General features: G+C 71.2%; 23 protein-coding genes. 13 read left to right on the forward strand and 10 right to left on the reverse strand.

Going from position 1 to position 25,074, the window contains the following annotated elements; genetic code table 11:
• Positions 1-20 precede the first annotated feature (20 nt).
• Positions 21-1,103, reverse strand: a complete 1,083-nt coding sequence (locus tag ABZ479_RS33385; protein WP_500465047.1) for an aldo/keto reductase — start codon at positions 1,101-1,103, stop codon at positions 21-23.
• 155 nt (positions 1,104-1,258) lie between these two features.
• On the opposite strand from ABZ479_RS33385, the gene ABZ479_RS33390 reads away from it, so the two are divergent.
• Positions 1,259-2,179, forward strand: a complete 921-nt coding sequence (locus tag ABZ479_RS33390) for an AraC family transcriptional regulator (protein WP_500465048.1) — start codon at positions 1,259-1,261, stop codon at positions 2,177-2,179.
• Between the two features lie 4 nt (positions 2,180-2,183).
• On the opposite strand, the gene ABZ479_RS33395 is transcribed toward ABZ479_RS33390, so the two are convergent.
• The 3 genes from ABZ479_RS33395 to ABZ479_RS33405 form a co-directional block, all read right to left on the reverse strand.
• A complete protein-coding gene (locus ABZ479_RS33395) occupies positions 2,184-2,879 on the reverse strand; it encodes a pyridoxine/pyridoxamine 5'-phosphate oxidase (RefSeq protein WP_500465049.1) in 696 nt (231 codons plus the stop codon).
• 72 nt (positions 2,880-2,951) lie between these two features.
• Entirely contained in the window at positions 2,952-4,379 is a 1,428-nt protein-coding gene (locus ABZ479_RS33400; protein ID WP_500465050.1) for an RICIN domain-containing protein, read from the reverse strand.
• Between the two features lie 299 nt (positions 4,380-4,678).
• The gene (locus ABZ479_RS33405; RefSeq protein ID WP_500465051.1) at positions 4,679-6,910 is read right to left on the reverse strand and encodes a pectate lyase-like domain-containing protein; all 2,232 of its coding nucleotides are present in this window, start codon (positions 6,908-6,910) and stop codon (positions 4,679-4,681) included.
• A gap of 593 nt (positions 6,911-7,503) precedes the next feature.
• On the opposite strand from ABZ479_RS33405, the gene ABZ479_RS33410 reads away from it, so the two are divergent.
• Positions 7,504-8,799 carry a ThuA domain-containing protein gene (locus ABZ479_RS33410; protein ID WP_500465052.1) on the forward strand — a complete coding sequence of 432 codons (1,296 nt, stop codon included), beginning with the start codon at positions 7,504-7,506 and terminating at the stop codon, positions 8,797-8,799.
• A gap of 62 nt (positions 8,800-8,861) precedes the next feature.
• Here ABZ479_RS33410 and ABZ479_RS33415 read toward each other — a convergent pair whose 3' ends face one another.
• Positions 8,862-9,710: an NAD(P)H-binding protein gene (locus ABZ479_RS33415; RefSeq protein WP_500465053.1), complete on the reverse strand. Its 849-nt coding sequence runs from the start codon at positions 9,708-9,710 to the stop codon at positions 8,862-8,864.
• A gap of 109 nt (positions 9,711-9,819) precedes the next feature.
• Between ABZ479_RS33415 and ABZ479_RS33420 the strand changes: the two genes are divergently transcribed.
• From ABZ479_RS33420 to ABZ479_RS33430, 3 genes are all read left to right on the forward strand, one after another.
• A complete protein-coding gene (locus tag ABZ479_RS33420) occupies positions 9,820-10,242 on the forward strand; it encodes a winged helix-turn-helix transcriptional regulator (protein ID WP_500465054.1) in 423 nt (140 codons plus the stop codon).
• Positions 10,243-10,326: 84 nt separating this feature from the next.
• Complete coding sequence (locus ABZ479_RS33425) at positions 10,327-10,755, forward strand: type II toxin-antitoxin system Rv0910 family toxin (protein WP_500465056.1); 429 nt, start codon at positions 10,327-10,329, stop codon at positions 10,753-10,755.
• A gap of 163 nt (positions 10,756-10,918) precedes the next feature.
• Positions 10,919-11,545 carry a hypothetical protein gene (locus tag ABZ479_RS33430; RefSeq protein ID WP_500465057.1) on the forward strand — a complete coding sequence of 209 codons (627 nt, stop codon included), beginning with the start codon at positions 10,919-10,921 and terminating at the stop codon, positions 11,543-11,545.
• 53 nt (positions 11,546-11,598) lie between these two features.
• On the opposite strand, the gene ABZ479_RS33435 is transcribed toward ABZ479_RS33430, so the two are convergent.
• Entirely contained in the window at positions 11,599-12,579 is a 981-nt protein-coding gene (locus ABZ479_RS33435; RefSeq protein WP_500465058.1) for an aldo/keto reductase, read from the reverse strand.
• 214 nt (positions 12,580-12,793) lie between these two features.
• Positions 12,794-13,678: an MBL fold metallo-hydrolase gene (locus ABZ479_RS33440; RefSeq protein ID WP_500465059.1), complete on the reverse strand. Its 885-nt coding sequence runs from the start codon at positions 13,676-13,678 to the stop codon at positions 12,794-12,796.
• 131 nt (positions 13,679-13,809) lie between these two features.
• Between ABZ479_RS33440 and ABZ479_RS33445 the strand changes: the two genes are divergently transcribed.
• Positions 13,810-14,235, forward strand: coding sequence for a MarR family winged helix-turn-helix transcriptional regulator (locus tag ABZ479_RS33445; protein WP_500465060.1), 426 nt, complete (start codon positions 13,810-13,812; stop codon positions 14,233-14,235).
• 169 nt (positions 14,236-14,404) lie between these two features.
• Here ABZ479_RS33445 and ABZ479_RS33450 read toward each other — a convergent pair whose 3' ends face one another.
• Positions 14,405-15,016, reverse strand: a complete 612-nt coding sequence (locus ABZ479_RS33450) for a PadR family transcriptional regulator (RefSeq protein ID WP_500465061.1) — start codon at positions 15,014-15,016, stop codon at positions 14,405-14,407.
• Positions 15,017-15,226: 210 nt separating this feature from the next.
• On the opposite strand from ABZ479_RS33450, the gene ABZ479_RS33455 reads away from it, so the two are divergent.
• Positions 15,227-15,847 (forward strand): L-threonylcarbamoyladenylate synthase, encoded by a 621-nt coding sequence (locus ABZ479_RS33455; RefSeq protein WP_499600892.1) that lies wholly within the window; start codon positions 15,227-15,229, stop codon positions 15,845-15,847.
• 416 nt (positions 15,848-16,263) lie between these two features.
• On the opposite strand, the gene ABZ479_RS33460 is transcribed toward ABZ479_RS33455, so the two are convergent.
• Complete coding sequence (locus ABZ479_RS33460; RefSeq protein ID WP_500465062.1) at positions 16,264-16,986, reverse strand: GNAT family N-acetyltransferase; 723 nt, start codon at positions 16,984-16,986, stop codon at positions 16,264-16,266.
• Positions 16,987-17,334: 348 nt separating this feature from the next.
• Here ABZ479_RS33460 and ABZ479_RS33465 point away from each other — a divergent pair, with 348 nt between their 5' ends.
• On the forward strand, positions 17,335-17,898 hold the full coding sequence (locus ABZ479_RS33465) for a DinB family protein (protein ID WP_500465063.1): 564 nt from the start codon (positions 17,335-17,337) through the stop codon (positions 17,896-17,898).
• Positions 17,899-18,141: 243 nt separating this feature from the next.
• The gene (locus ABZ479_RS33470) at positions 18,142-18,591 is read left to right on the forward strand and encodes a DUF2199 domain-containing protein (RefSeq protein ID WP_500465095.1); all 450 of its coding nucleotides are present in this window, start codon (positions 18,142-18,144) and stop codon (positions 18,589-18,591) included.
• Between the two features lie 71 nt (positions 18,592-18,662).
• On the opposite strand, the gene ABZ479_RS33475 is transcribed toward ABZ479_RS33470, so the two are convergent.
• Complete coding sequence (locus ABZ479_RS33475) at positions 18,663-19,205, reverse strand: hypothetical protein (RefSeq protein ID WP_500465064.1); 543 nt, start codon at positions 19,203-19,205, stop codon at positions 18,663-18,665.
• A gap of 159 nt (positions 19,206-19,364) precedes the next feature.
• On the opposite strand from ABZ479_RS33475, the gene ABZ479_RS33480 reads away from it, so the two are divergent.
• The 4 genes from ABZ479_RS33480 to ABZ479_RS33495 all read left to right on the forward strand — a co-directional run bounded on the left by ABZ479_RS33480 (position 19,365) and on the right by ABZ479_RS33495 (position 25,024).
• Positions 19,365-19,982, forward strand: a complete 618-nt coding sequence (locus ABZ479_RS33480) for a hypothetical protein (protein WP_500465065.1) — start codon at positions 19,365-19,367, stop codon at positions 19,980-19,982.
• Positions 19,983-20,192: 210 nt separating this feature from the next.
• On the forward strand, positions 20,193-21,620 hold the full coding sequence (gene rox, locus ABZ479_RS33485) for a rifampin monooxygenase (protein ID WP_500465066.1): 1,428 nt from the start codon (positions 20,193-20,195) through the stop codon (positions 21,618-21,620).
• Positions 21,621-21,848: 228 nt separating this feature from the next.
• Positions 21,849-24,443 carry a Pls/PosA family non-ribosomal peptide synthetase gene (locus tag ABZ479_RS33490; protein WP_500465068.1) on the forward strand — a complete coding sequence of 865 codons (2,595 nt, stop codon included), beginning with the start codon at positions 21,849-21,851 and terminating at the stop codon, positions 24,441-24,443.
• Between the two features lie 125 nt (positions 24,444-24,568).
• Complete coding sequence (locus ABZ479_RS33495; RefSeq protein WP_499600898.1) at positions 24,569-25,024, forward strand: tellurite resistance TerB family protein; 456 nt, start codon at positions 24,569-24,571, stop codon at positions 25,022-25,024.
• Positions 25,025-25,074 lie beyond the last annotated feature (50 nt).

Genomic DNA, 25,074 nt, shown 5'->3' on the forward strand with positions numbered 1-25,074 from the left:
TCCGCGCGCCGCACGAACGCTCAGTAGCGGACGTCGCTCTGCAGCAGCGGCGGGTACACCGCGGACGTCTCGCCGTCGACCGTGGTGCCCGCGAACTGCAGCATCGCCCGCATCGCCCCGTGCAGGGGCGCCGGGTAGCCCAGGACCGGGGCGGACACCTCGTCCAGGCGCCGCAGGTGCTCCGGCGTGAGGACCGTGTCGAGGCCGGCGAGGTTGTCCTCGAGGTGTTGCAGGCGCCGGGCGCCGACGATCGGGACGACGGTGCCCTCGCGGGCCCGCAGCCACGCCAGGGACACCGCGGCCGAGGTGGTGCCGAGTTCGTCGGCGACGGCGGCGACCTCCTCGATGACGGGGTACTCGTCCTCCCCGGGGCCGCCAACGAACGCCGTGCGCGCGGAGTCGGCGACCGTGCCGCCGCGCCGGTACTTGCCCGACAGGAAGCCGTTCTTCAGCGGGCTCCACGGCACGAGCGCCATGCCCTGGTCGAGGGCGAGCGGGGCGAGTTCGCCCTCCACGGTGCGGGCGAGCAGCGAGTACTCCACCTGCAGCGCGATCAGCGGGGTCCAGCCCTTGAGCAGCGCGGTGGTCTGCGCCTGCGCGGTCAGCCAGGCGGGGGTGTTGGAGAAGCCGACGTAGCGGATCTTCCCCACGCGCACCAGGTCGTCGAGGGTGCGCATCGTCTCCTCGATCGGCGTGTGCCGGTCCCAGTTGTGCAGCCAGTACAGGTCCAGGTAGTCGGTCCGCAGCCGGCGCAGGGTCTCGTCGAGCTGGGCGACGATCGAACCGCGGCCCGCGCCACCGCCGTTGGGGTCTCCGGGGAACAGGTTGGTGAAGAACTTCGACGCCAGCACGACGTGCTCGCGGCGTCCGGGGTGCGCGGCGAACCAGTCGCCGAGGATCCGCTCGGAGTGGCCGTTGGTGTAGAAGTTCGCGGTGTCCACGAAGTTGCCGCCGCGGTCCAGGTAGGTCGCCAGGATCTTCTCGGACTCCTCGACGCCGCACCCGGCGCCGCCGGGGTCCTCGCCGAAGGTCATCGCGCCGAGGGCGAAGGGGCTGACCCGCAGCCCGGACCGGCCGAGGGTGACGTAGTGGTCGAGCGGCATGTTCGTGCTCCCTTGTGCGTCGGATTCGGTGCTCTCCATGCAACGGGAGGCCGCTGCGGCGGGGTAGACCGATCCTCGCGGGCTCTTGCCCGATCCTGCCGACTTCGCCCGGATCGGGCTTGCCCGGCCCTGTCCGCGGGTGGTTCGGTGAGGGGGTGCGCACCCCTCCCGGACTCCTCCTGGCCGAGCTCCGCGACCTCATCGCGACGCACGCCCGGCCCTCCCTGCGGACCGCGGTCGACGGACTGCTGCTGTCCCGGGTCGCGACGGCCCCACCGGACTACTCGCTGACCGAGCCGCTGCTGGTCGTCATGGCCCGGGGTGGCAAGCGCCTGCTGCTCGGCGAGGAGGTGCACGACTACCGGGCGGGGCAGTACCTGCTGGTCACCGCTGTCCTGCCGGTCACCGGCCATTACCTGGACGTGAGCGCGCGGGACCCGGCACTGGGCATGGGGATGGTGCTGCGGGCGGCCGCCATCGCCCCGCTGCTGCTGGAGGCACCGCCCGGCCGCCGGGCCCGCGCCACGTCCGCGCCGCCCGCGCTCGCCACCGGCGGGGCCGGACCGGAACTGCTCGACGCCGTCGTACGGCTGGTGCGGCTGCTCGACCATCCCGCGGACGCCCCCGTGCTCGCCCCGATGGTCGAGCGGGAGATCCTGTGGCGGCTGCTCACCGGGCCGCACGGCGCCATGGTCCGCGAGATCGGCCTGGCCGACAGCGGGCTGTCGCACGTCAGCCGGGCCATCCACTGGATCCGCGACAACTACGCGGAGCCCATGCGGGTCGACGACCTGGCCCGCCTCGCGGGCATGAGCCCGTCCGCCTTCCACCGGCACTTCCGCGCCGTGACGACGATGAGCCCGCTGCAGTTCCAGAAGCAGATCCGGCTGCAGGAGGCCCGTTCGCTCCTCGTGGCCCGGCCCGACGACGTCGCGGGCGTGGGCCACGTCGTCGGCTACGCCAGTCCCACCCAGTTCAACCGCGAGTACCGCCGTCTGTTCGGCGCCCCGCCGGGTCAGGACGCCGCCCGTGTCCGCGCCGCCGCCACCCCCGCGGGCGTGCGGCACCTGCCCTGAGGGGTCAGGGCCAGAGCAGCCCGCGCGCCCAGCCGTCGGGAACGGCCGGGTCGCGGGTGTAGCGGAGGCGGACGTGGCCCTGCGCGGGGGCGGCCTGCCAGAACTCGGCCTCGTCGGCGACGAGGCGGTAGACGGTGTGGCCCTCGGGCACGTCGTCGGGGTGGGCGGCGACGTGCCCGGTGGCCCGGCGGCGGGCCTCCTCGTACGCGGCGCGACCCTCCAGCGGGGCGCTCATCGTTCCCGTGAAGCCGGCGACACGGGAGGCCTCGCGGCGGCCGAGGAAGTCGCGGCGGGCGGCGGCGCGGTCCAGGGTCCCGACCGGTCCGGTCACCCGGACCTGCCGGCCGTGCCGCGGCCAGTACCAGCTGAGCGCGGCGTAGGGGCGGTCCGTCAGGTCGCGGCCCTTGCGGCTGCCCGCGTCGGAGGCGAAGTCGAAGGAGGGGCCGTCGAGGTCGACGCCGCGCAGCATGAGGACCCGCGCGGAGGGCCGGCCGCCGGCGTCCGCCGTACTGAGCGTCATGACGTGCGGCTCGGGGACCCCGTCGTCGAGGGCGTACGCCAGCCAGCGGGCGAACAGCGGCCCCGGTGCCGGTCCTGCGGTGGCGGGGTCGAAGGCCGGGAGGGGCCCGGCGAGGACGGGCGCGGAGCGCATGCGTTCCCGGAGGGCTTCGGCGGTCACGGGTGCCTGGTCGTCGGTCACGTCCCGATCCTGGCATGCGGCCGCCCGGCGCGCCGCGGATCCGCGGTGCGCCGGGCGGCGGCGGTGGGGCCGTCAGGCCGGGAGGTGGAACTGCTGGTTGGTGCCGCTGGCGCAGGTCCAGATCTGCAGCCGGGCGCCGTTGGCGGTGGACTTGTCGGTGACGTCCAGGCACTTGCCGGAGACGGGGTTCACCAGGGTGTCCCCGCTGCCGCGCTGCCAGACCTGGGCGCCGGTGCCGTTGCAGTCGTAGAGCTGGACCTTGGTGCCGTTGGCGGTGCCGGCGGCGGTGAGGTCCATGCACTTGCCGAGGGCGCGCAGGGTGCCGTCGGTGCCCACCGTCCACTGCTGCGCGGTGGTGCCGTTGCAGTCGTACATCTGGACGGCGGTGCCGTTGGCGCTGCTCGCGGCGGCGACGTCGACGCACTTGCCGCCGAGGCCGGTGACCTGGCCGGTGGAGCCGGTGGGCGGCGGGGTGGTGCCGCCGCCGGTCACGGTGTTGAAGACGGAGGAGAACTGCCAGGCGCTCTGCGGGGTGCCGCTGCAGCTGTCGGAGAGCTGGCCGTTGGTGGCGCAGGCCTTGTCGCGGCCGAGCGCCCAGAAGGCGAGTTCCTGGATGCCCTTGGACTTGGCGAAGTTGGCGAGCGTGGTGGCGTTGCCGGTGGTGAAGATCTCGCTGGTGTCGTCGTTGACCCCGATCATCGGGGTGTTGCCCTCCATCGCCCACAGCTGGGCGTCGGACTTCTCCGGCCAGATCGCGCCGAGCTGGCCGCGCAGGGCGGTGGCGGCGTCGGTGGCCGCCTTGCCCATGTCGCGGGTCCCGTCGTAGTAGTCCATCGTCATGATGTTGACGAGGTTGACGTTCAGCCCGTTGCTCTTGGCGTTGGAGAGCAGCTTCGTCCCGTTGTCGTCCAGGCCGTTGGGCATGGACGGCAGGGTGTACTGGACGTCGAGCTTGCGCCCGGCGGCCGCGTACTCCTGCTGGAGCTGGGCGAGGGCCTTGTTGCGGCGGTCGTTGGCCGCGGTGTTGGCGATCGCGCTGCCTTCGACGTCGAGGTCGATGCGGGTGAGGTTGAGGGCGTCGACGACCTTCTTGTACTGGGCCTTGAGCGCGGACACGCTCGAACAGGACAGGCCGATCTCGGTGCCGGAGGCGCCGCCGAAGGAGACGATGACGTCGCCGCCGGCGGCCCGCAGGGAGTTGACCGCGGAGGTCCAGCCGGCGTCGGTCACGGGCGTGTCGCCGTTGAACATGGCGTTGCAGCCGCCGCCGTCGATGACGAAGGCGAGCGTGAAGTACTTCAGGCCCGTCGCGTTGCGCACGCTGGTCATCGCCGAGGGCGAGTTCCAGGTCTCGACGTAGGGCGCGGCGTAGTGGGCGGGGAAGCCGGGGCCGGGGTTGGCTGCGGCGCTCGCGGAGCCGCCGGTGGCGACGACTGCGGTGGCGGCCATCGCGAGGACGGCGGGGGCGGCGGTGAGGGCTCTGACGGCGGATTTCAGCACGGGACGGCTCCTTCGTGTGCGCGACCGGAGTGCGCGTCGTGGGGGGCAAGCCGTTGGGGGGAGGAGCGGGGTGGGGGGTCTGGACAGCCGTTCATGTAGGTGAACGTCGCCTCACTACATGAACAGCTGATGGCCGATGACGGTATGGACTAGACCAGCCTCACGTCAATACCCCTTGCGTCAGCAGCTTGTTGGGAGCCTCGACGGCGGCCTGGGGGCGCGCGGGCATGCCTGGTGGCGGGGTCGCCGCCGCCCGCCGTGCGGACGGCGGAGACCCCGCCTGCTGTCGTCCGGCCGGGTCAGGGACCGGAGACGAGGTTGGCCACGTTGTTCGCGGAGTTGGACGGCCCCCCGCTGTTGTTGATGACGTGGCTGATCGTGCCCGTGCCGCCGAGGGAGACCGTCACCATGTCGCGGAAACGGACCCCGGACACCGCGGGCACCTCGAAGGCCCGGTCGGCGACGACGGACGGGTTGACGTTGAAGTAGCAGTAGCTGCCCAGGCCCCAGGCCTCGTGGCTGGTCACCGAGGGGCTGACCTTGTAGGCGTCGTAGCCCCTCGTGGAACCGTTCATCCAGGCCGCCTGGTTGGGCGGGTCGTACGGCATCTCGTTCTGGAAGAAGTACGTGCGGCCGCCGTTGCCGTTCCAGATCACCTGGTGCTGCTGGTAGTGCTCCACGAACAGCCCGTACATCGTCACGTTCGTGCCGTTGACGATCAGGCCGTTGGCGGCGGTGTTGCTGTTCCAGCCCACCCCGCTGCCGTGGTCGGCGCGCCACAGCCACATGTGGTCGCCGATGACGTCCGAGCTGTTGACCACCAGGCTCTGGGAGGCCTTGCCGACGCCGGCACCGCCGATGCGGAAGAAGACGTCGTGCAGCGAGGTCGGGTCGGCGGTGTGCCGCGCGGCCGAGCCGGCGGGGCCGACCTGCATCAGCGTCTGCGAGTTGGTGGTGCCCGCGTCGATGAGGAGCCCGGCGATCTTGACGCCGTCGACGTCCGCGACGTTCACCGCGGTGATGCCGTTGTCCGGGATGACGGTCGCCAGGCCCAGGCCGAGGACGACGGTGCCGGCGCGGTTGACGTTCAGCGTCTGGTTGAGGTGGTAGACGCCGGGCGTGAAGAGCAGGTTCTTGCCCTGGGCGAGCGCGCCGTTGATGTCGGTGGCGGTGGCGCCGGGCTTGACGACGAAGAACTGGTCGATCGGCAGCGAGCTGCCCGCGGGGCTGCCGCCCGCCCAGGTCGTTCCCTGGGTGTTGGTGCGCAGCGAGGGGACGAAGACCTTGTAGGCGCCGGCCTGGTCCACGTACAGGAACGGCTTCTCGCGGGTCACCGGGGACTGCGCGACGGTGGTGTAGGGCGGGCTCGGGAAGGTGTTCGCGGGCGCGTTCACGTCACCGACGAAGACCATGTTCCAGTTGGAGCCGGTCCAGCTGCCCCACTGGCTGTTCCGCGACAGCCACTGCTGCTGCGAGCCGGAGCGCACCTGGCCGTCGATCTTGGAGTCGGCGATCAGTCCGCCGCTGGACCATCCGCCGTCGTCCAGCTGCAGGTTGCCGCGGACGTGCATCCGGCGGTACGGGGCGGCCTGCGAGACCGCCCAGCGGTCGGTGCCGCCGGCCGGGTTGACGGAGAGGTTCTCCGCCGAACGCCAGAAGTTCTGGGTGGCGTTGCCCTGGAACCAGTCGGCCTCGGCGTGGACCGCGCCGTTGATCGTCACGTCGTCCGGCGAGAGGCCGAGACCGGCGACCTGGGTGTAGAAACCGACGTTGGCGTCCACGTTGTAGCTGCCGGGCTTGAAGAGCAGGGCGTAGCGCTGGGAGCCGAACTGGTTCGACTCCTGCTGCCCGAAGACCTGGTTGAGCCGGCCCTGGATGGCGGCCGAGGACATCGACGGGTCGAAGACCGAGACGTTCGGGCCGAGGTCGGGGGTGCCCGGCGGGTTCTGCGGGGCGTCGGTGGAGCCCAGGCTGAAGGACTGCGCGGCGGTGCCGTTGCAGGTGTACTGCTGCATGCGGGCGCCGTCGGCGACCGAGGCGGCGGGCACGTCGAGGCACTTGCCGCTGTTGCGGTTCACGAAGTGGTAGCTCCCGCCGGCCTCCTCGACCGGCAACCACTGCTGGTTGGCACCGTTCGAGTACGACCAGAGCTGGACCGGTGCGGCGTCCGCCGTGGAGACGTCGGTGACGTCCCAGGCCTTGCTCGCGTCGTTGCGGTTGTTGACGCGGACGTAGCCGTCGCTGGTCGCCTGGAACTGCCACTGCTGCGCGGTCGTGCCGTTGCACGCGTACTGCTGCACGGCGGTGCCGTCGGCGGTGGCGGCGGCCGCGGCGTCGACGCACTTGCCGCTGTGCTTGGCGGCGACGGTCACCCAGCCGGTGGGGAGGGTGGCGGCCTGCGCCTGCGGGGCGGTCAGCACGACGGCTGACAGGCCCGAGGCGAAGAGCGCGCCGAGCGCGAGCGGTACGACGCGGCGCCGGGCGCGGCCGCGTCCGGGGACGCCGCGGGGCGGCGCTCCGAGGGTTCTCATGGACGACTCCTGTGCCGCGCGGGGCGCGGCGCCGTGGGGGGATGTGAGCGGGCATGCCGAAGCGTGCGGCGGCATGACGTGTCACGACGGGGTGGGGGGTGGCCCGGGCGTGGGCGCCCGGCCGTGCGACAGCAGCTCAAAGGTCGGAACGACCTTTCTTCACGGCGTGAAGTTAGGCTTCCGCAGCGGACACGTCAAGAGGTCGCGCTACGGATTTCGAACGCCGCCGGATTCGTGGTAGGGCCTCAACTCGACGCGCGGCCAGGGTGTTTGTGCTGCTGGTGGCCGATGCGGGACGGCACGGCGGGACGCGGCGGGCGGGCCCCGGCGCCTTTGGGCCGGACAACACTTGAACGCGCCCTGCCCGGTGGGCCACCCCACTGGGCCCGCGGGCCCTGACCGCCCTTCAGGAAGTGCTGATCAACGCGGCCACCTGCACGGACCGTACTGGTCTGTACCAGAGTCTTGACTGCACCCTTCCTTCACACCTTAAATCACGAGTTGACGAAGGCCTCCCCACCGCCTCCCCCCACCCCCGCTCCCCCCACCGGCGCCCCCCACACGCGCCCGCCGACCGGGAAGGACCTCCCCCCATGACCCGTGCCACGAGCGCCGCGAGGCGCGCCGCCGCCCGCCTGTTACTGCTGCTCGCCGTCCTCCTGGGCGCCGTCGCGGCCCCCGCCACGTCCGCCCCGGCCGCCGCCCCCTTCAAGGTGCTGGCGTTCTACAACGGCACCTGGGACGCGGCCCACATCGACTTCGTCAAGGAAGCCAACCAGTGGTTCCCGCAGGCCGGGGCCGCCAACGGCTTCACGTACACCTCGACGACCAACTGGAACCTGCTGACCGACGCGGCCGCCCTGAAGCAGTACCAGGTCGTCCTGTTCCTCGACGACGCCCCGCAGAGCGCCGCCCAGCGCTCCGGCTTCGAGGCGTACATGCGCGGCGGCGGGGCCTGGATGGGCTTCCACGTCTCGGCCTGGACCGACAACGCGCAGAGCTGGCCCTGGTACTACAACCAGTTCCTGGGCAGCGGCAACTTCCGCTCGAACACCTGGGGCCCCACCGCCGCGACGCTGCGCGTCGAGGACCGCGTCCACCCCGCCACCTCGCACCTGCCGGCGACGTTCACCTCGTCGGTGAGCGAGTGGTACAGCTGGAGCAACGACCTGCGCAACAACCCGGACATCGACGTCCTGGCGTCCGTCGACCCGGTCAGCTTCCCCCTGGGCACCGACCCCAACCAGTCCTGGTACAGCGGCTACTACCCGATCCTGTGGACCAACACCAAGTACCGCATGCTGTACGCCAACTTCGGCCACAACGCGATGAACTACGACACGAACACCCGGCTGTCGTCGACCTTCGCCAGCGCCACCCAGAACACCTTCCTGCTCGACGGGCTCAAGTGGCTCGGCACCGGCTCCACCGGCGACCCCGCCCCCACCGACCCGATCTCCGAGACGTCCTGGTACTCCCTGGTCAACGCCGGCAGCGGCCGCTGCGTGGACGCCCGGGCCGCCGCCGCGGCCAACGGGACCGTGGTCCAGCAGTACACCTGCAACTCCACCACCGCGCAGGACTTCCGCGTGCTGTCCGCCGACAGCGGGTACGCCCGCCTGGCCGCCCGGAACGACACCACCAAGGCCGTGGACGTCACGGACGTCTCCACCGCCGACAACGCCCCGCTCCAGCTCTGGACGTACGGCGGCGGCGCCAACCAGCAGTGGAAGCCGGTCGCCGAGTCCGGCGGCCGCTACCACTTCACCGCCCGCCACAGCGGCAAGTGCCTCACCGCCCCCACCGGCGACCCCAGCGGCACCCAACTCGTCCAGCGCACCTGCGACGGCTCCGCCGCGCAGTCCTTCCAGCTCGTCGTCCGTCCCTGACCCGGACGACGGGATCCCGGTGCCGCCCCGCCCCCAACAAGGGCCGGGGCGGCACCTCCGCGTCAGCGGAAGGCCGCCGCGTGGCGGGCGGCCCAGGCGGCGAAGGGCCGCGCCGGGCGCCCGAGCAGCGTCTCGGCGTCCGGGCCGACCCGCCGCTCGGCGGGCAGCGGCTCACCCAGGATGTCCAGGGTCCCCTCCACCACGGGCTCCGGCATGAAGCGCAGCATCCCGGCGCGCGCCTCCGCACGGCTGAGCTCGACGAGGCGCAGCGGGGTGCCCAGTTCCCCGCCGAGGACCTCGGCCTGCCGGCGTGGGGAGACCGCTTCGGGGCCGGTCAGCTCATAGGTCCGGCCGGCGTGGGTGCCTTCACGGAGGACGACCGCCGCGACTTCGGCGACGTCCGCCGGATCGACGACCGGCAGCGCCACGTCCGCGAAGGGCGCGGCCACCGTACGGGCAGTGCGCACGGAGTCCGCCCAGGCCAGGGCGTTGGAGGCGAGACCGGCGGAGCGAAGGACCGTCCAGTCCGCGCCGGAGCCCCGGACCGCGGCCTCGAAGGCCCGCAGCGGTTCGTGCGAGACCGCGTCCGGCCGCGTGCCGGCGGCCTGGGAGGAGAGCAGCACGATGCGCCGCACCCCGCTGTCCCGGGCGGCCGCCACAAGATCGTCCGGACGCGCCCGGGGCCCCAGCAGTTCCCCCGCCACCAGCAGGAACAACGACTTCGCGCCGACGAGGGCGCGCCGCACCTCTTCCGGCGACACGAGGTCGACCGGTACGTGACGCACACCGGCGGGCAGCCGGCCGTCGGCGGGGGTCCGTCGCGAGAGGGCCGTCACGGGTTCACCCGCCGCCGCGAGTGCCCGTACGAGCGGGCGCCCGATGTTTCCGGTGGCCCCTGTCACTGCGATCATCTCCGGCTCCGTTCAGGTCCGTTGGGCATCGACCCGGCGAAGCTAACAGCGCCGATACAGTAGGTACCTACAGGATAGTGACTATCCCCGCAGTACCTACGGAGCCGCCATGGACCTCGAGACCGCGCACCGCGACACCGTCCGCGCGGCGGCCCCCGGGGCCGGCCCGTCCCTGGGCGCCGACCCGGCACTCGCCTGCCCCATCGGCCCGGTCGTCGACCTGGTCTTCAGCCGCTGGACGACACCGGTGCTCTGGAGCCTGCACGCCCACGGCCGGCAGCGCTTCGTCGAACTGCAGCGCCGCATCGGCGGGATCACCCCGAAGGTGCTGACGCAGCGCCTGCGCCAGTTGGAGCGCGACGGACTGGTGGTCCGCACGTACCATCCGGAGGTCCCGCCGCGGGTCGAGTACGAGATCAGCGAGCTGGGGCGCAGTCTGGCGCCCCTGTTCGCGACGCTCGCGCACTGGTCGGACGCCCACATGGACCAGGTGGAACAGGCCCGGTCCGCCTACGACGGCCCGATGCCCTAGCTACCTGACAGGTCGTCAGTATTGAAACTTCCGGCCGTGGCCGTTACGTTCCGCTCACTCGCCGACGCAAGGGAGTGTGGTCGTATGGCCGAGGTCTCCGCCCAGGCCCGCATCGCGGCACCGGCCGAGAAGGTCTGGCGCACCCTCACCGACTTCAGTTCGCACACGCAGTGGAGCACCACGCACACCGGCTTCCCCGACGGCGGTCCCCAGCCGCTGGAGACGGGCGCGACCTACCGGGAGAACATGAAGCTGATGGGCTTCCCCGCCGAGGTGAACTGGGAGGTCACCTCGGTGGACCCCGGCCGCGGATTCGCGATCGCGGGCAAGGGCCCGATGGCCGTCGACCTGCTGACCCGCTACAGCCTGACCCCGGACGGTGAGCAGACCGACGTCCGCATCGACGGCTCCTTCAACGGCGCGGCCGTCGCCCTCATGGCGGGCAAGCTCAAGGACACCGCCACCGCGGCGCTCCACGAGTCGCTGCGCAAGCTCGCCGGCCTCGTCGAGTAACCGGGGACCGGAGCCCGGACGGTCCGCGGGGCGGCCCCACGTCACCATCACTGATCGCTCGTCACCCACACGTGGACGATGGGGCATTAATCCGATGTGCCCGGGTACGGTACCGCTTGCGCCGGCCGTGCCGTGCCGACGGACCGACAGGGGAGCCCCGCCCATGCAGATCGCCCGCACCGCCGCCGTACGCTTCGCCGCCGCCTTCGCACTCGCCGCCCTCGCCGGCGCGACGACGGCCTGCGATCCCGCCGACGGCGGCGGCACCACGGGCGACGGCCGGCCGGCCGCGAGCGCTCCCGCCACGGCCGGGCCGGCCGACCTGCCCTCGTTCGCCGGCATGGGTCTGCAGGCCGCCCAGGACAAGGCCCAGACGTTGGGCTTCTACCGCCTGGACTCGCACGACGCGCTGGGCCGGGGCCGCGACCAGATCTGGGACCGCGACTGGAAGGTCTGCTTCCAGCGCCCCGTCCCGGGCAGCCGGTCCACCACCGTGACCGTCGACTTCGGCACCGTGAAGCTCACGGAGTCCTGCCCCGCCCGGGACGCCTCCCCGCCGGCCGCGGCGGGCGCGACGATGCCCGACCTCACGGGCACCTCCGTGAAGGTGGCCCGCACGACCCTCACCGCCGCGACCAGCATCACGGCGGAGGACGCCTCCGGGCAGGACCGCTTCATCCTCATGGAGAGCAACTGGAAGGTGTGCTCGCAGTCGCCGGCCGCGGGCGCCGGGCTCACGGGGCAGCCGATCGCCTTCAAGGCCGTGAAGTTCGGCGAGGCCTGCCCGTAGACGTCATGACGCCTGCCGTGCCGGAGGCGCGCGTGGTCACGACCGGATCGGGGTCACCTCTCCATCATGCGCATCTGGGCTTCGTCGTGGGTGTCGCCGACGGCCGGGGGAAGGTTGTCGAGCTTCTCGATCTGTTCCGTGGTCAGTTCGACGGAATCGGCGGCGGTGTTCTCCTCGACACGAGCCACGCGCTTGGTGCCGGGGATGGGGACGATGTCGTCGCCCCGGGTCAGCAACCAGGCGAGGGCGATCTGCGCCGGGGTGGCTCCCGCCTCCGCGGCGACGACCTGGATCTCGTCCGCGATGCGGAGGTTGTGCTCGAAGTTCCGGCCGGTGAAACGCGGGTTGTTCTTGCGCAGGTCGGTGTCGTCGAAACCGTTCGTGGAGCGGATCTGCCCGGTGAGGAAGCCGCGTCCCAGAGGTGAGTAGGGCACGAAACCGATGTTCAGTTCCCTCAGCAGCGGCAGCACCCGCGTCTCCGGGTGTTCCCGCGCCCACAGGGAGTACTCCGACTGGACGGCGGCGATCGGATGCACGGCGTGGGCACGGCGGATCGTCTCGAGTCCGGCCTCCGACAGACCGATGTGGCCGATCTTGCCTTCGGTGACCAGCTCGGCGAGCGTCCCGACGGTGTCCTCGATGGGCGTGTCCGGATCGACGCGATGCTGGTAGTACAGGTCGATGTGGTCGGTGCCCAACCGCTTGAGCGAGCCCTCCACCGCGGTGCGGATGCTCGCCGGACTGCTGTCGAGCTGCCCGGACGGCCGGCCGGTGTGGGAGATCATGCCGAACTTCGTCGCCACCACGGCCTGGTCGCGACGCCCCCTCAGCGCCCTGCCGAGGAGTTCCTCGTTGATGTACGGGCCGTAGACCTCCGCGGTGTCGAAGAACGTGACACCCAGTTCAAGGGCCCGGTGGATGGCACGGATCGACTCCGCGTCATCCGTGTTGGCGCCGGTGTAGGCGTAGGACATCGACACCAGGCCCAGACCGATACGGGAGACGTCCAAGCCCCCCAGCCTGACGTGCTTCATCGCAATCTCCTCTTCCTCTGGCTCTCTTCCTCTGGCCGCGATCACAACGCCCGGGCCTCGCGCCCGGCACCGCGGCTCGTCGTCTTGCGGTCATTCGCCCCGGGCCGTGTCCGGCCGTACGAGCAGGGCGGGTCGGCGCAGCAGGCTGCCGCGCGGGTGACGTCGGTCACGTGAGGACGTGGGGCTCCACGTCGCCGGTGCCGAGAGGTCCGGTTCAGGAGTCCAGGGGACGCCAGACGGGGCCGTCGCCGTCCCGCAGGACACGCCCGAACACCACGTCTGCGAAGTGGAAGCCGAAGCCGATCGTGTCGGGTTCTTCCAGAGCGGTGATGAGTCGGCGGCGGTAGTCGGCCGCCGGGGCGGGGTCGCCGTCGAAGGCCAGGGACCACTCGGGGTGTTCGACCTGGATCGGCGAGATCATGGCGTCGCCGAAGGCGATCAGCCGCTGACCGCCCGATGTGATGACGTACTCCGCGTGTCCGGGTGTGTGGCCGACGCCGATCCGCATCTCCACTCCCGGGAAGATCTCCTGCCTGTCGGGCACGGTGCGCACGCGCGGGGCCAGTCCGGCGATCTCCTCGCTCATGGCCCGGGTCTCCAGCGCGGCGTGCTGGGCCCATTCCGGTTCGGACATCAGGTACTCGGCGTGGGCGAACGCGGGCCGGTCACCGCCCGGGGCGGGGTGCCAGGCCCAGCCGATGTGGTCCAGGTGCAGGTGGGTGAAGGCCACCGTCTCGATCTCCTCGGGCCTTCGGCCGAGTTCGGCAAGGTGGTCCAGGAGCGTGCCTCCGGTCATCTCGGCGACCGGGCCTTCGGGGGCGCGCGAGTCGTGCGGGCCGATCCCCACGTCGATCATCAGTGCGCGGCCACCGTTCTCCACCAGCAGACCGCCGATGTTCGACACCAGGTTGCCGGCGCTGTCCAGGTACTCGGGCCGGGTGGCCCACACCTCGGCGGTGCTCTCGGGAAGCAGGACGTGCGGCCTGAGCGTGCACGCCCCGTCCGGCACGTAGGTGACCTTCGTGTCGCCGAGCCGTACCGAGCGGATCCCCGAGGGCCTCGTCAGTCGTTCGCCCAGGTCAGCCGTTGAAGACGTCATGGTCTCCCCTTCTTCGATGTCGGAACGTCGTTGCGCCGCCCGGAGGCGACCACGCCACCATAAGAATCAAGCTCAAATAATGCAAGCTTGAAATATGTTTGCTTGATGGGTCCCTTTGGTACGATCGGTGCATGACGAAACCCCTGGAGCAGACCGTTGCCGAGCGAAGGGTGTGCGGGCTGGTGAAGGGGCTGTCCCAGCAGATCGACGATCACGTGCGCAAGCGCGCCGTCACCCTGGGCCTCACGGTGCCGCAGGTGACCGCGCTGCGGGAGATGACCGGCCCGATGACCATGCGGGAGCTCGCCGAGCGCATGAACTGCGAGCCCTCCAACACCACCTTCGTGATCGACAGGCTCGAGAAGCAAGGACTGGTGGAACGACGCGCCCACCCCACCGATCGCCGCGCCAAGCAACTCGTCCTCACCGGCGAGGGGAGCTCCCTTCGCGACCAGGTCCTCGAGGTGCTCGCACAGGACTCACCGCTGGCCGGCCTCGACCCCCAGGAGCAGCTGCTGCTTCGGGACCTGCTGGAACGAGTCGTCATCCGCCCTTGAACCGCGGCCCGGCGGAGGGTCCGGCCCGCCGCACCTGCTGCGGCCGCCGGCCGGGGGCGGCGGACCACACATGCCACGCCGACGCCGCATGGGTTCACGCACACGGACACAACGACGCCGGTGGCCCGGGACGCGTGCGCGTCCCGGGCCACCGGCGTACAGAGGGCTGTCAGTCCTCGTCGGCGAGGATCAGGTAGAGCTTCTTGCGGGCCTCGTTGACCACGCCGAGCGCCTTGTCGCGCTGCTCGGGCGTACCGGTCGCCCAGACCTGCCGGAAGGCGTCGACCAGGCCGGCGCCCGCCTTGCGGATCTCGTTCATGGCCTCCCAGTCGATGCCGCGCCCGGCCTCCTCCCAGGGGGCGTCGGGCCCCGCCTCGGCCTCGGTACGTCCGGCCTCGGTGAGCGTGAAGAGCTTCTTGCCGCCCTCCGACGCGCTGCTGATCAGGCCCTCGTCCTCGAGCAGTTGCAGCGTCGGGTAGACCGAGCCGGGGCTCGGCTTCCACGCGCCGCCGCTGCGCTCGGCGATCTCCTGGATCATCTCGTAGCCGTGCATGGGCCGGTCCGCGAGCAGCGCCAGGATCGAGGCACGCACGTCGCCGCGCCTCGCCCGGCCCCGCGGGCCTCCCCTGCCGCCCCGCCCGCCGTGCCACGGCCCGGGCCCCCAGGGCCCCCCGCCGAACGGCGGTCCGAACGGCCCGAACGCCGCGCGCCGTCCTTCCTGCTCGTGCTCGCCGCGGCCGTGATGGCCGGGCCCGAAGTGTCCATGTCCATGGGAACGCATGGTGACGCTCCTTCCATCGTCGTACGGTCGCGATGCTTCAACGATATATCGGCAACAGTCGCAGAGCAAGGCCCTCCCGCCTGCGGAACTGTCCTGTCCCAGCGAAGATGCACCGGTCCCACCGAAGATCGACGACTGGGCTGTCGGTAGTTGCGACGACGGGGCGCGGCCCCGCGAGTGCGGCACCCGGGTACGGCATAAGCTCGGCAGATGGCGAAGTACTTCGACGTGCACCCCGAGAACCCCCAGCCCCGCAGCATCGCCCAGGTCGCCGACGCCGTGCGGTCTGGAGCACTCATCGCATACCCCACCGACTCCTGTTACGCGCTGGGCTGCCGGCTGGGCAGCAGGGACGGCATGGACCGGATCCGTTCGATCCGCCACCTCGACGACCGGCACCACTTCACCCTGGTGTGCCGGGACTTCGCGCAACTGGGCCAGTTCGTGCAGGTGGACAATGACGTGTTCCGGGCCGTGAAGGCGTCCACGCCCGGCAGCTACACCTTCATCCTCCCGGCCACCCGCGAGGTGCCGCGCAAGCTCCTGCACCCGAAGAAGAAGACCGTGGGTGTGCGCATCCCGGACCATGTGGTCACCCAGGCGCTGCTGGCCGAATTGGGCGAGCCGCTGCTGTCCAGCACACTGCTGCTGCCGGACGAGGAGGAGCCGATGACCCAGGGCTGGGAGATCAAGGACCGGCTCGACCACGCGGTGGACGCCGTGGTCGACTCCGGGGACTGCGGCACCGAGCCGACGACGGTGGTCGACTTCTCCGGCGGCGTGGCAGAGATCGTACGGCGGGGCGCGGGAGACACCTCGCGGTTCGAGTGAGGCCGCGCCGGTCGCCCTGCCCCTCGCAGCCTCAACAGCCGCGAGGGGCAGGGCGCCGGTCACACTTCTGTGAGACCACTCGAACCTCACTGAGACGGGACAGGAACTGTTGACCTGCGTCAGTGGGTGCTGATTGTCCCGTCTCACTCAATCGAGTCGTTTCTCAACGGACCGAGTCGTCCGGGCTTCTGTCTCAGCGAACCTAGTCGCGCGGTTGAGTGCGCTGGGGGTGCTGGATGGCTGTACTCGCTGGGGTGAAGCAGGCGGAAGAGGGGCCGGGCGTCGAATTGTCGTACGTGGGCGCGGTGCACGGACGCCGTCGGCGTCCGCTGCGGGACTGTGTGACGGGCCGGTTCGAGGATGTCGCTCCGGTACGTACGTTCCGCTGGTCGCCGAGCCCCACCGCGCCGCCCCTCTTAAGCGATCTTGATGCTGAGTTGCGATCCCAGTTCCTCGAAGCCCAATGCGGCCGCAACACGCCGGGAGGCGGGAGGGCGTGCGCGCCACTGCGGCAGCAGACCGGCGGCAAGGGCATGAGCGACCGCAGCTGAGCCCGTCACTCGTGCTAGTCCTCGCCCTCGCGCTTCTGGCGCCGTCAGTACGCTGATTTGGGCCGTTCGCCTCGGCCAGGTCAGATATCCCGAAGCAGCAACCACCTGGTTGTGCTCGCGAACCACGAACGTGGGCGACGTGATCTCGTCCAGAGCGGCCTCATCGGCGTCCTCATGGCCAGCCACCTGCTCCAGGATCCGCAAATCCGGGTGAACGGCTGGCAGTTGCTCCACCGTCAACGCACCAGCTTCCGCCAGCCGGAAACTGGCCGGGGACGCATAGGACAGCGCCGCCGGCCCGAGCACCCGAGCCACCGGAAGGACCTCCCGGACCGCGGCGATGTCCACGACTGCCTCCAGCGGCAGTTTGCCGAGTGCGTCACGAACGATCACGGCGGCATTGTCGCTCGGTGCGGTCACGATCGCTGATCCGCCCAGAGCTACCACCCCGACCCAGCCCTCCGGGCACAGCCCGGACCGGGGGGAGACCACGACGTTCACACAGCCCGTCGGGGCGAACGACACCGGCACCTGGGCCAGATCTTCCCAGAGTTCACGGGCCCGGACCACTAACGCATCCATCGACATGGCGCCGATCCTGCCAGCCGAAGCAAGCTGCTGACATGGGAATTGACCAGCACCGTCGGCGGATACGGCACGGCGACACTCCATCAACGTCGTCTCAGGCGAACCCGATCAACTGAGATCACATGAGACGGACAGATGCATTCTGTCTCAACGAACCGAGTCCGCGCGTCTCACCCAATCCAGTCCGCGCAGGTCAGCACCATGCAGACGACTAACTTCGTTGAGACAGGACATTGATCGATTGGCTTCTGTGCCCATCAGGGATGACAGTCTGCGGGGTCTGTGACAGTGGAGGATAACCGCAGACAGCGACGATCACTCTGCTCGACGGGTCTGTAGTGTGCGGCAATGACAAGAAGTGAGCGGCTCGCCGAGCAGTTGGACTGGTACTGGCGCAAGAACCTGCGGCCACGGCTGGACGGTCTCACCGACGAGGAGTACTTCTGGGAGCCGGTGCGGGGCTGCTGGAGCATCCGCCCACGTGACACGTCGGCCGCACCGGTGCCGGAAGGTTCGGGGCAATGGACGATGGACTCCGCGTCCCCTGCCCCGGTGCCGGCGCCGGTGACCACGATTGCCTGGCGGCTGGCGCACATCATCGTCTCGTGCCTGGGCTATCGGGTCGGGTGGTACTTCGGCGGCCAGGACGTCGACTCCCGGACATTCGCCTACGCGGGGACCGCTGACGAGGCGCTGAAACAGCTCGATGAGATGTACGGGAGCTGGAACGCGGGGGTCCGCGAGCTCACGGACGCCGACCTGGACAATCCGCCCACGGTGGGTCCCGAGCGGTTTCCCATGGAGAACAGGGTCCTGCACGTCAACAGGGAGCTGATCCATCACGGCGCCGAGATTTCCCTGCTGCGCGACCTCTACCGCTGGCAGGACGGAGCCGCACCGCGCCGAATATGACTCTCGGCAACCGGCGATCGTGCTTCGGGCTGCGGCGTGCGCCGCTGACGACCGGCCTGTGCGTCTCATCGAGGTTTCACCGGATGGGGCCGACCAGTCGGGCGCTCAATGACGGCGGCAGCGCGCCGCGAGCGACTGGACGGTCAAGGGCGACCCCCGTACAGGGCTCGCTAGGCTCACGGCATGTCCAACGATCCCGGTTTCACGTGCTCGTGCTGCGGCGAGCGCCACGCAGAGCTCCCCATGAGCTACTCGACGATGGCCCCGGACGTATGGGACCACAGCTTCGAGAGTGATCCGGACAGTATGCTGTCGTCCGACCAGTGCGTGATCAAGGGCCGGCACTTCTTCGTCAGGGGCCTGATCGAGATACCCGTGATCGGCAGCCAGGACGTCTTCTCCTGGGGCGTCTGGGTCTCACTGAGCGGGGACAACTTCGCCCGTGCCCTTGAGGTGTGGAACACGGAAGGCCGCGAGGCCGAGAAGCCGTACTTCGACTGGCTCAGCACCGAGCTCGCGCTCTATCCCGAGAGCACGACCAACCTCAAGACGAACGCTCACACCCGACCGGTCGGCGAGCGGCCCTTCATCGAGTTGGAGCCCACCGACCACCCGCTCGCCGTCGAACAGCGCTCCGGAATCACGCAGGACCGCGTGCGTGAGATCGCCATGGCGGTGCTCCACCCGGCGTGACGGGCCGCGTCGGCCGAAGTTCACTGAGACTGGTCGAACTTCACTGAGACAGGACATGGGAGGCCGCGACCTCATGCGTGAAGGTCGCGTGGTCCACGCGAGACCAGAGGGCGGCCGCCGTCGACCGGCAGGACAACGAGGAACCGCCATAGGTCGTCCTCGACGCGGGCCAGGCCGATCGTCGAGGCGGCGGCGACGGCGACAGGCCCTGCCCCCTCGGTCAACTCGTCGAGCCTCGCATAGTCCCGCGCCAGGGCTTCGGATGGACCGCTGACCCACAAGTCGACCCTCGCACCTTTGCGCAGGGCAACGAGCAGGTCATCGCGGACCCCGTCCTGCGCTGCGGCCTGGACTCTGTCGTGAAGGCGTTCCTGTGCGCATGGCTCCGTGGGAGCGGCCTGCGCCTTCTCACGACACCGCAGACATGAATGCAGAGCACCAGGATCGAACAGGTGCAGGTAGCCAGTGGTGCACCGCGCCGATTTCCCGCACAGGGTCCCTCGCGCGCCCACCGCGTGCTCGACACCGGGGGCGCCGTCCACCCCGCAGGCACCGAACCGGGCCGGCACCCGCGCTGTCGCGAAGGACCAGCCGTCGCTCGGCACATCGATCATGCGGACGAGCATGCCACGGGCGTCGATCGTCGTCGGCCCGGGCGGAGTCGGGTGGGACGACCTCGACGGCACAGGTCGCTGGGCCGCGCGACAGTGCGGCCGGACCCGAACGCCGGGGCGAGTGTCGGGCGCACAGGCGGATCAGCCATACTGCCCGCCGTGGAGCAGAGCAGAGGTCCGAACATCCCGCTCGTACAGGCCGCCGGCATCGACCCGGCCTACGTCCCCGGCATCCTCGTGCCGGAACCGGGGGGCGACGACAGAACCCAGGCCGTGGCCTCCGAGACCGGAAGTGCGTCCGACGCCGCGTCCGACGTGACGACCGGTGCCGCGCCGTCACCCGCCGAGGCCGAACCCGATGCCGAGGACGCGACCCCGGAGGAGTCCGCCACCGACACCGATGACGACCAGGCCGACGAGGTCGACGACGACGAAGGCACCGAAGGCTCCGGCGAGGAGCGGGTGTTCGAGGTGGCGGACCGCCGGGGGGCGATCCGGGCGGACCGGCACGGCCTCGCCTTCCGGCTGGACGACACCGAGGCCGAGTTCCGCTGGATGGAGGTCCGCGCGGTCGAGGTCGACCTCCCCAAGTGGGGGCATCGCTTCGGCGTCACGGTCTACCTGTCCGAGCGCCGCTGGTTCGAGACGTGGGTCGACGCGCCCAGCCGACGCCGGTTGCGCGCCTGGAACGACGAGTTCGACGCCGTCCTCGACGTCTACTTCGAAACCGGCACCGAGGGGCCGGACCCCGAGGAGCGCGACTCCGCGCAGCAGTAGGCGTCGACTCCAGCCGTCGGCCCGGTCGGCGCCCGGGCCGCGGTGCGCCGCTTCGAGGGCACGACGACAAAGCCCGCCGAAGACGAAAGGCAAGGAGCGCCCGCTCCTTGCCACTCTCAAGCTATAGCGCACGGGGGGCCTTGCGGCAAGGCCCCCGTTGTGCCGCAGAATCACCGCCCTGAACCGGAAACCACGGGGTGGGGTGTGTTGATGATCGACGTCATCGTCGTCGGCGGCGGGCCGACCGGGCTGATGCTGGCGGCCGAGTTGCGGCTGCAGGGCGTACGGGTGCTCGTGCTGGAGCGGGACGCGGAGCCGAGCGTGCAGACCCGGTCGCGCGGCCTGCACGTCCGCAGCATCGAGGTGATGGACCAGCGGGGCCTTCTGGAGCGGTTCCTCGCGCACGGCAGGAAGGTCACGTCCGGCGGGTTCTTCGGCGGACTCGGCAAGCACTGGCCCGAGGGGCTGGACACCGCGCATTCGTACGTCCTCGCCGTCCCGCAGCCGGTCACCGAACGCCTGCTGGCCGAGCACGCCGCCGGACTCGGCGTCGAGCTCCGGCGCGGCCGCGCACTGTCCGGGCTGAGCCAGGACGACGACGGGGTCACCGCCGAACTGGCCGACGGGACGCGGTTGCGCTCGCGCTACCTCGTCGGCTGTGACGGCGGGCGCAGCACCGTGCGGAAGCTGCTCGGCGTCGGTTTCCCCGGCGAGCCCTCCAGGGTCGAGACGCTGATCGGCGAGATGGAGGTGGCCGCGCCGCCGGAGACGGTGGCCGCCGTGGTGGCCGAGGTCCGCAGGACGCGGGAGCGGTTCGGCGTCATCCCCGAACCGGACGGGCGGTACTGCGTGATCATGCCCGCCGAGGGGGTGGCCGAGGACCGCGCGGCACCGACCTGGGAGGAGTTCAGGGGACGGCTGCGGGCGATCGCCGGCACCGACTTCGGCGTGCACTCGCCGCGATGGCTCTCCCGCTTCGGTGACGCCACCCGGCAGGCCGAGCGGTACCGGGTGGGGCGGGTGCTGCTCGCCGGCGACGCGGCGCACGTCCATCCGCCGACCGGCGGGCAGGGGCTCAACCTCGGCCTCCAGGACGCGTTCAACCTCGGCTGGAAGCTCGCGGCGGCGGTGCTCGGCCGGGCGCCCGACGGGCTGCTGGACAGCTACCACGCCGAACGGCACCCCGTGGCCGCCGACGTGCTGGAGAACACCCGCGCGCAGATGCACCTGCTGTCCGCCGAGCCGGGGCCGCGGGCGGTGCGCGGACTGCTGGCGGAGCTGATGGGTCTCGAGGAGGTGAACCGGCACCTGATCGGGAAGATCACCGGGATCGCGGTCCGCTACGACCTCGGCGAGGGCCACGAACTGCTCGGCCGCCGGCTGCGGGACGTGGAGCTGAAGCAGGGACGGCTGTACGCGCTGATGCACGCCGGCCGCGGCCTGCTGCTCGACCGTACGGGCGGCGCGCTGTCCGCGGCCGGCTGGGAGGACCGGGTCGACCACGTCGTCGACGCCGGTGGGGAGCCGGACGTCCCCGCGGTCCTGCTGCGCCCCGACGGCCACGTCGCCTGGGCCGGCGCGGACCGGCAGGATCTCCTCGCCGCCCTCGCCCGCTGGTTCGGCGCTCCCACCGGCTGACCAGGGGGTATCACCCTCCGCCGGAAGGGAGTTGCCCATGGTGACCATGCGGCCGAGTGGCATTCGCGGCGTCCGGGGCCGAGACTGCGAGTACGACACAAAGATCCCCGAACGCCGGACACAGGGCACACCCACCGCTTCCGGATCGCCCGCCCGGACGCCGGCCGAGGCGTGCCGCCTCGGTGGCCGGCCCGAGGACGGGTGGTCCGTACCCCACTTGGAGCCGCCATGGCGGACATCCCGGTCGACGTCCTGACACCCGATCCCGACCCTGATCCCGATCCCGACCCCGATACCGGCCCCGATGGCGACGCGTCCGCCGCCACCGGCCGCGAACAGGTGATCGCCGAGGTCCTGGCCCCGGTCGTGCAGGCGGAGCGGGTCCCGCTCGACAGCAACTTCTTCACGGACCTCGGCGCGGACTCCATGGTCATGGCCCGCTTCTGCGCGCGGCTCAGGAAGCGCGAGGACGTACCGCCCGTCTCGATCAAGGACGTCTACCGCCATCCCACCGTCAGGAGCCTGGCGGCGGCCCTCGCGGACGCCCCGCCCCCGGCACCCGCGCCGGCTCTCGCGGCGTCCCCCGCGACGGGCACGGCGCCGTACGGACCGGGCACGCCGGGCGCGCCGGGTGGCCCGTCGGGCACGCCGCGTTACGCGCTGTGCGCGACGCTCCAACTGCTGTTCTTCCTCGCGTACTCCTTCGCGGCGGCCCTCGTCCTGACGGCCGGCGCCGAGTGGATCGCGGACGGCTCGGGTCTGCTCGGCACCTACCTGCGTGCGGTCCTCTTCGGTGCCGCGGTCTTCCTCGGGGTCTGCGTACTGCCGATCCTGGGCAAGTGGGTGCTCGTCGGCCGGTGGCGCCCGCGGGAGATCCGGCTGTGGAGCCTGGCGTACGTCCGCTTCTGGTGCGCCAAGACGCTGATCCGGGCGAATCCGCTGGCGCTGTTCGCGGGTTCCCCCGTCTACTCCCTCTACCTGAGGGCGCTGGGCGCGAGGATCGGCCGGCGGGTGACGGTCTTCACCCGCCACGTGCCGGTCTGCACCGACCTGCTCACCGTCGGCGACGACACCGTCATCCGCAAGGACGCCTTCCTCAACTGCTACCGGGCGCAGTCCGGGGTGATCAGGACCGGCCCGGTCACGCTCGGCCGGGACGTGCTGATCGGCGAGGCGACGGTGCTCGACATCGGCACCTCCATGGGCGACGGCACCCAGCTCGGGCACTCCTCCTCGCTGCACGCGGGCCAGTCCGTGCCCGCCGGCGAACGCTGGCACGGCTCTCCGGCCCAGCCCACCGACGTCGACTACCGCCGCGCGGCCGGCCCCGCCCGCTGCGGCACCCTGCGCAGGACCGCGTACGCGTCGACACAGGTGCTGACGGCCCTGGTCCTGTACGTGCCCCTGGCCGTCGGCGGCGCGGCCCTGCTGACGGCCGCGGTCCCGCAGTTCCGCGCGCTGCTGGCCCCCGGACCCACGGCGCTGACCGGCTGGACGTTCTACGCCGACGCCCTGGCCGCCTCCGCGATCTTCTTCTTCGGCGCCGTCGTCGTGGGCGCCCTGCTCTCGGTGACCGTCCCGCGCGTGCTGGGTCCCGTCGTGCGGCCGGGCCGGGACTACCCCCTGTACGGTTTCCGCTACGGGGTGCACCGGGCGGTCGGCTTCCTCACCAACCGGCGCTTCCACAAGGTCCTGTTCGGCGACAGCTCGGCGATCGTCGGCTACCTGGGCCGTCTCGGGTACGACCTGGGCGAGGTCGAGCAGACCGGCTCCAACTTCGGCCTCACGGTGCGGCAGGACACCCCGCGCCTGACCAGCGTCGGCCGGGGGACGATGATCGCCGACGGGCTGTCGGTCATCAACACCGACTACACCGGCACGTCCTTCCGCACGTCCGAGGTGACGATCGGCCCGCACAACTTCCTGGGCAACTACATCGCGTTCCCCGCCGGGGCCAGGACCGGCGACAACTGCCTGCTGGCGACCAAGGTGATGGTGCCGCTCGACGGGGAGGTACGGGAAGGCGTCGGCCTCCTCGGTTCGCCGAGCTTCGAGATCCCCCGGTCCGTCCTGCGCGACAGCAGGTTCGACCACCTCGTCCGGGACCGCGCGGCGTTCCGGCGCCGCCTGGCGGCCAAGAACCGGCACAACGCCGCCACCATGGCCCTGCACCTGGGCTCGCGGTGGCTGTTCTTCTTCGCGGTCGCCCTCGTCGTGTCGGCGGCCGCGGACCTCTACGGCACCTTCGGTCCGGCCGTGATCGCGCTCGCCAACGTCCTCACCGTCCTGTTCGCCGTCGCCGGCATGGTGCTGACGGAACGCGCCACCGCGGGCCGGCACGGCCTGCGGCCGCTGTACTGCTCGATCTACGAACGCCCCTTCTGGCGGCACGAGCGCTACTGGAAGATCACCAACCCGACCGAGGCGATCGCGGTGTTCAACGGCACGCCCTTCAAGACGGTCGTCTGGCGGCTGCTCGGCGTCCGCATCGGCAGCCGGGTCTTCGACGACGGCTGCTACGTGCCGGAACGGTCCCTGGTCAGCATCGGCGACGAGTGCGTCCTCAACGAGGGCACCCGGATCCAGTGCCACTCGCAGGAGGACGGCACCTTCAAGTCGGACCGCACCACGCTGGGCAGCCGCTGCACGGTCGGCGTGGGCGCCCTCGTCCACTACGGCGTGACGATGGCCGACGGGGCGGTCCTGGCGCCCGACTCCTTCCTGATGAAGGGCGAGGAGGTGCCGGAGCGGGCCCGCTGGGGCGGCAACCCGGCCCGGGAGATGCGGGACGCCGCGGCGGGCGCGCCCGGCACGTCCGGCTGAGGCCGCCCGGCCGAAGCCGCCCCGCGGGGAACCTTCTTGGGCCGGCTCCCGTTTCTACAGCGCTGTAGTAAACGCGGGAGCCCGTCCGGGAGGCGGTCCGGGCTCCGCCGAGACCTGGAGCGTTCATGCCCCTGTGGGACCGCATCAAGGAATCCGCCGCCACGATGCAGACGCAACTCGTGGCCAAGAAGAACGACCTCAAGAGCGGTGCCTTCCGTGACGCCGCCATGGCGATGTGCGCGCTCGTCGCCGCGGCCGACGGCACCATCGACCCGTCCGAACGGCGCCGGGTCGCCCAGCTGATCGCCACCAACGAGGTCCTGCAGAACTTCGACGCGACGGACCTCCAGCGCCGTTTCGACGCCAACCTCGCCAAGCTCACCTCGGACTTCGACTTCGGCAAGGTCAGCGTGCTGCAGGAGATCGCCAAGGCCGCCAAGAAGCCCGCCGAGGCCCGCGCCGTCGTCCAGATCGGCATCGTCATCGGCGGCGCCGACGGCGACTTCGACAAGACCGAGCAGGCCGTCGTCCGCGAGGCCTGCCACACCCTCGGCCTGCCGCCGCACGAGTTCGACCTCTAGGGCCAGGCCGCAGGCGCCTCTCCACCGGGACGGGCCGGGCCGGCGGGACG

It is taken from the genome of Streptomyces sp. NPDC005722, assembly GCF_040630935.1.
Classification (GTDB): Bacteria; Actinomycetota; Actinomycetes; order Streptomycetales; family Streptomycetaceae; genus Actinacidiphila.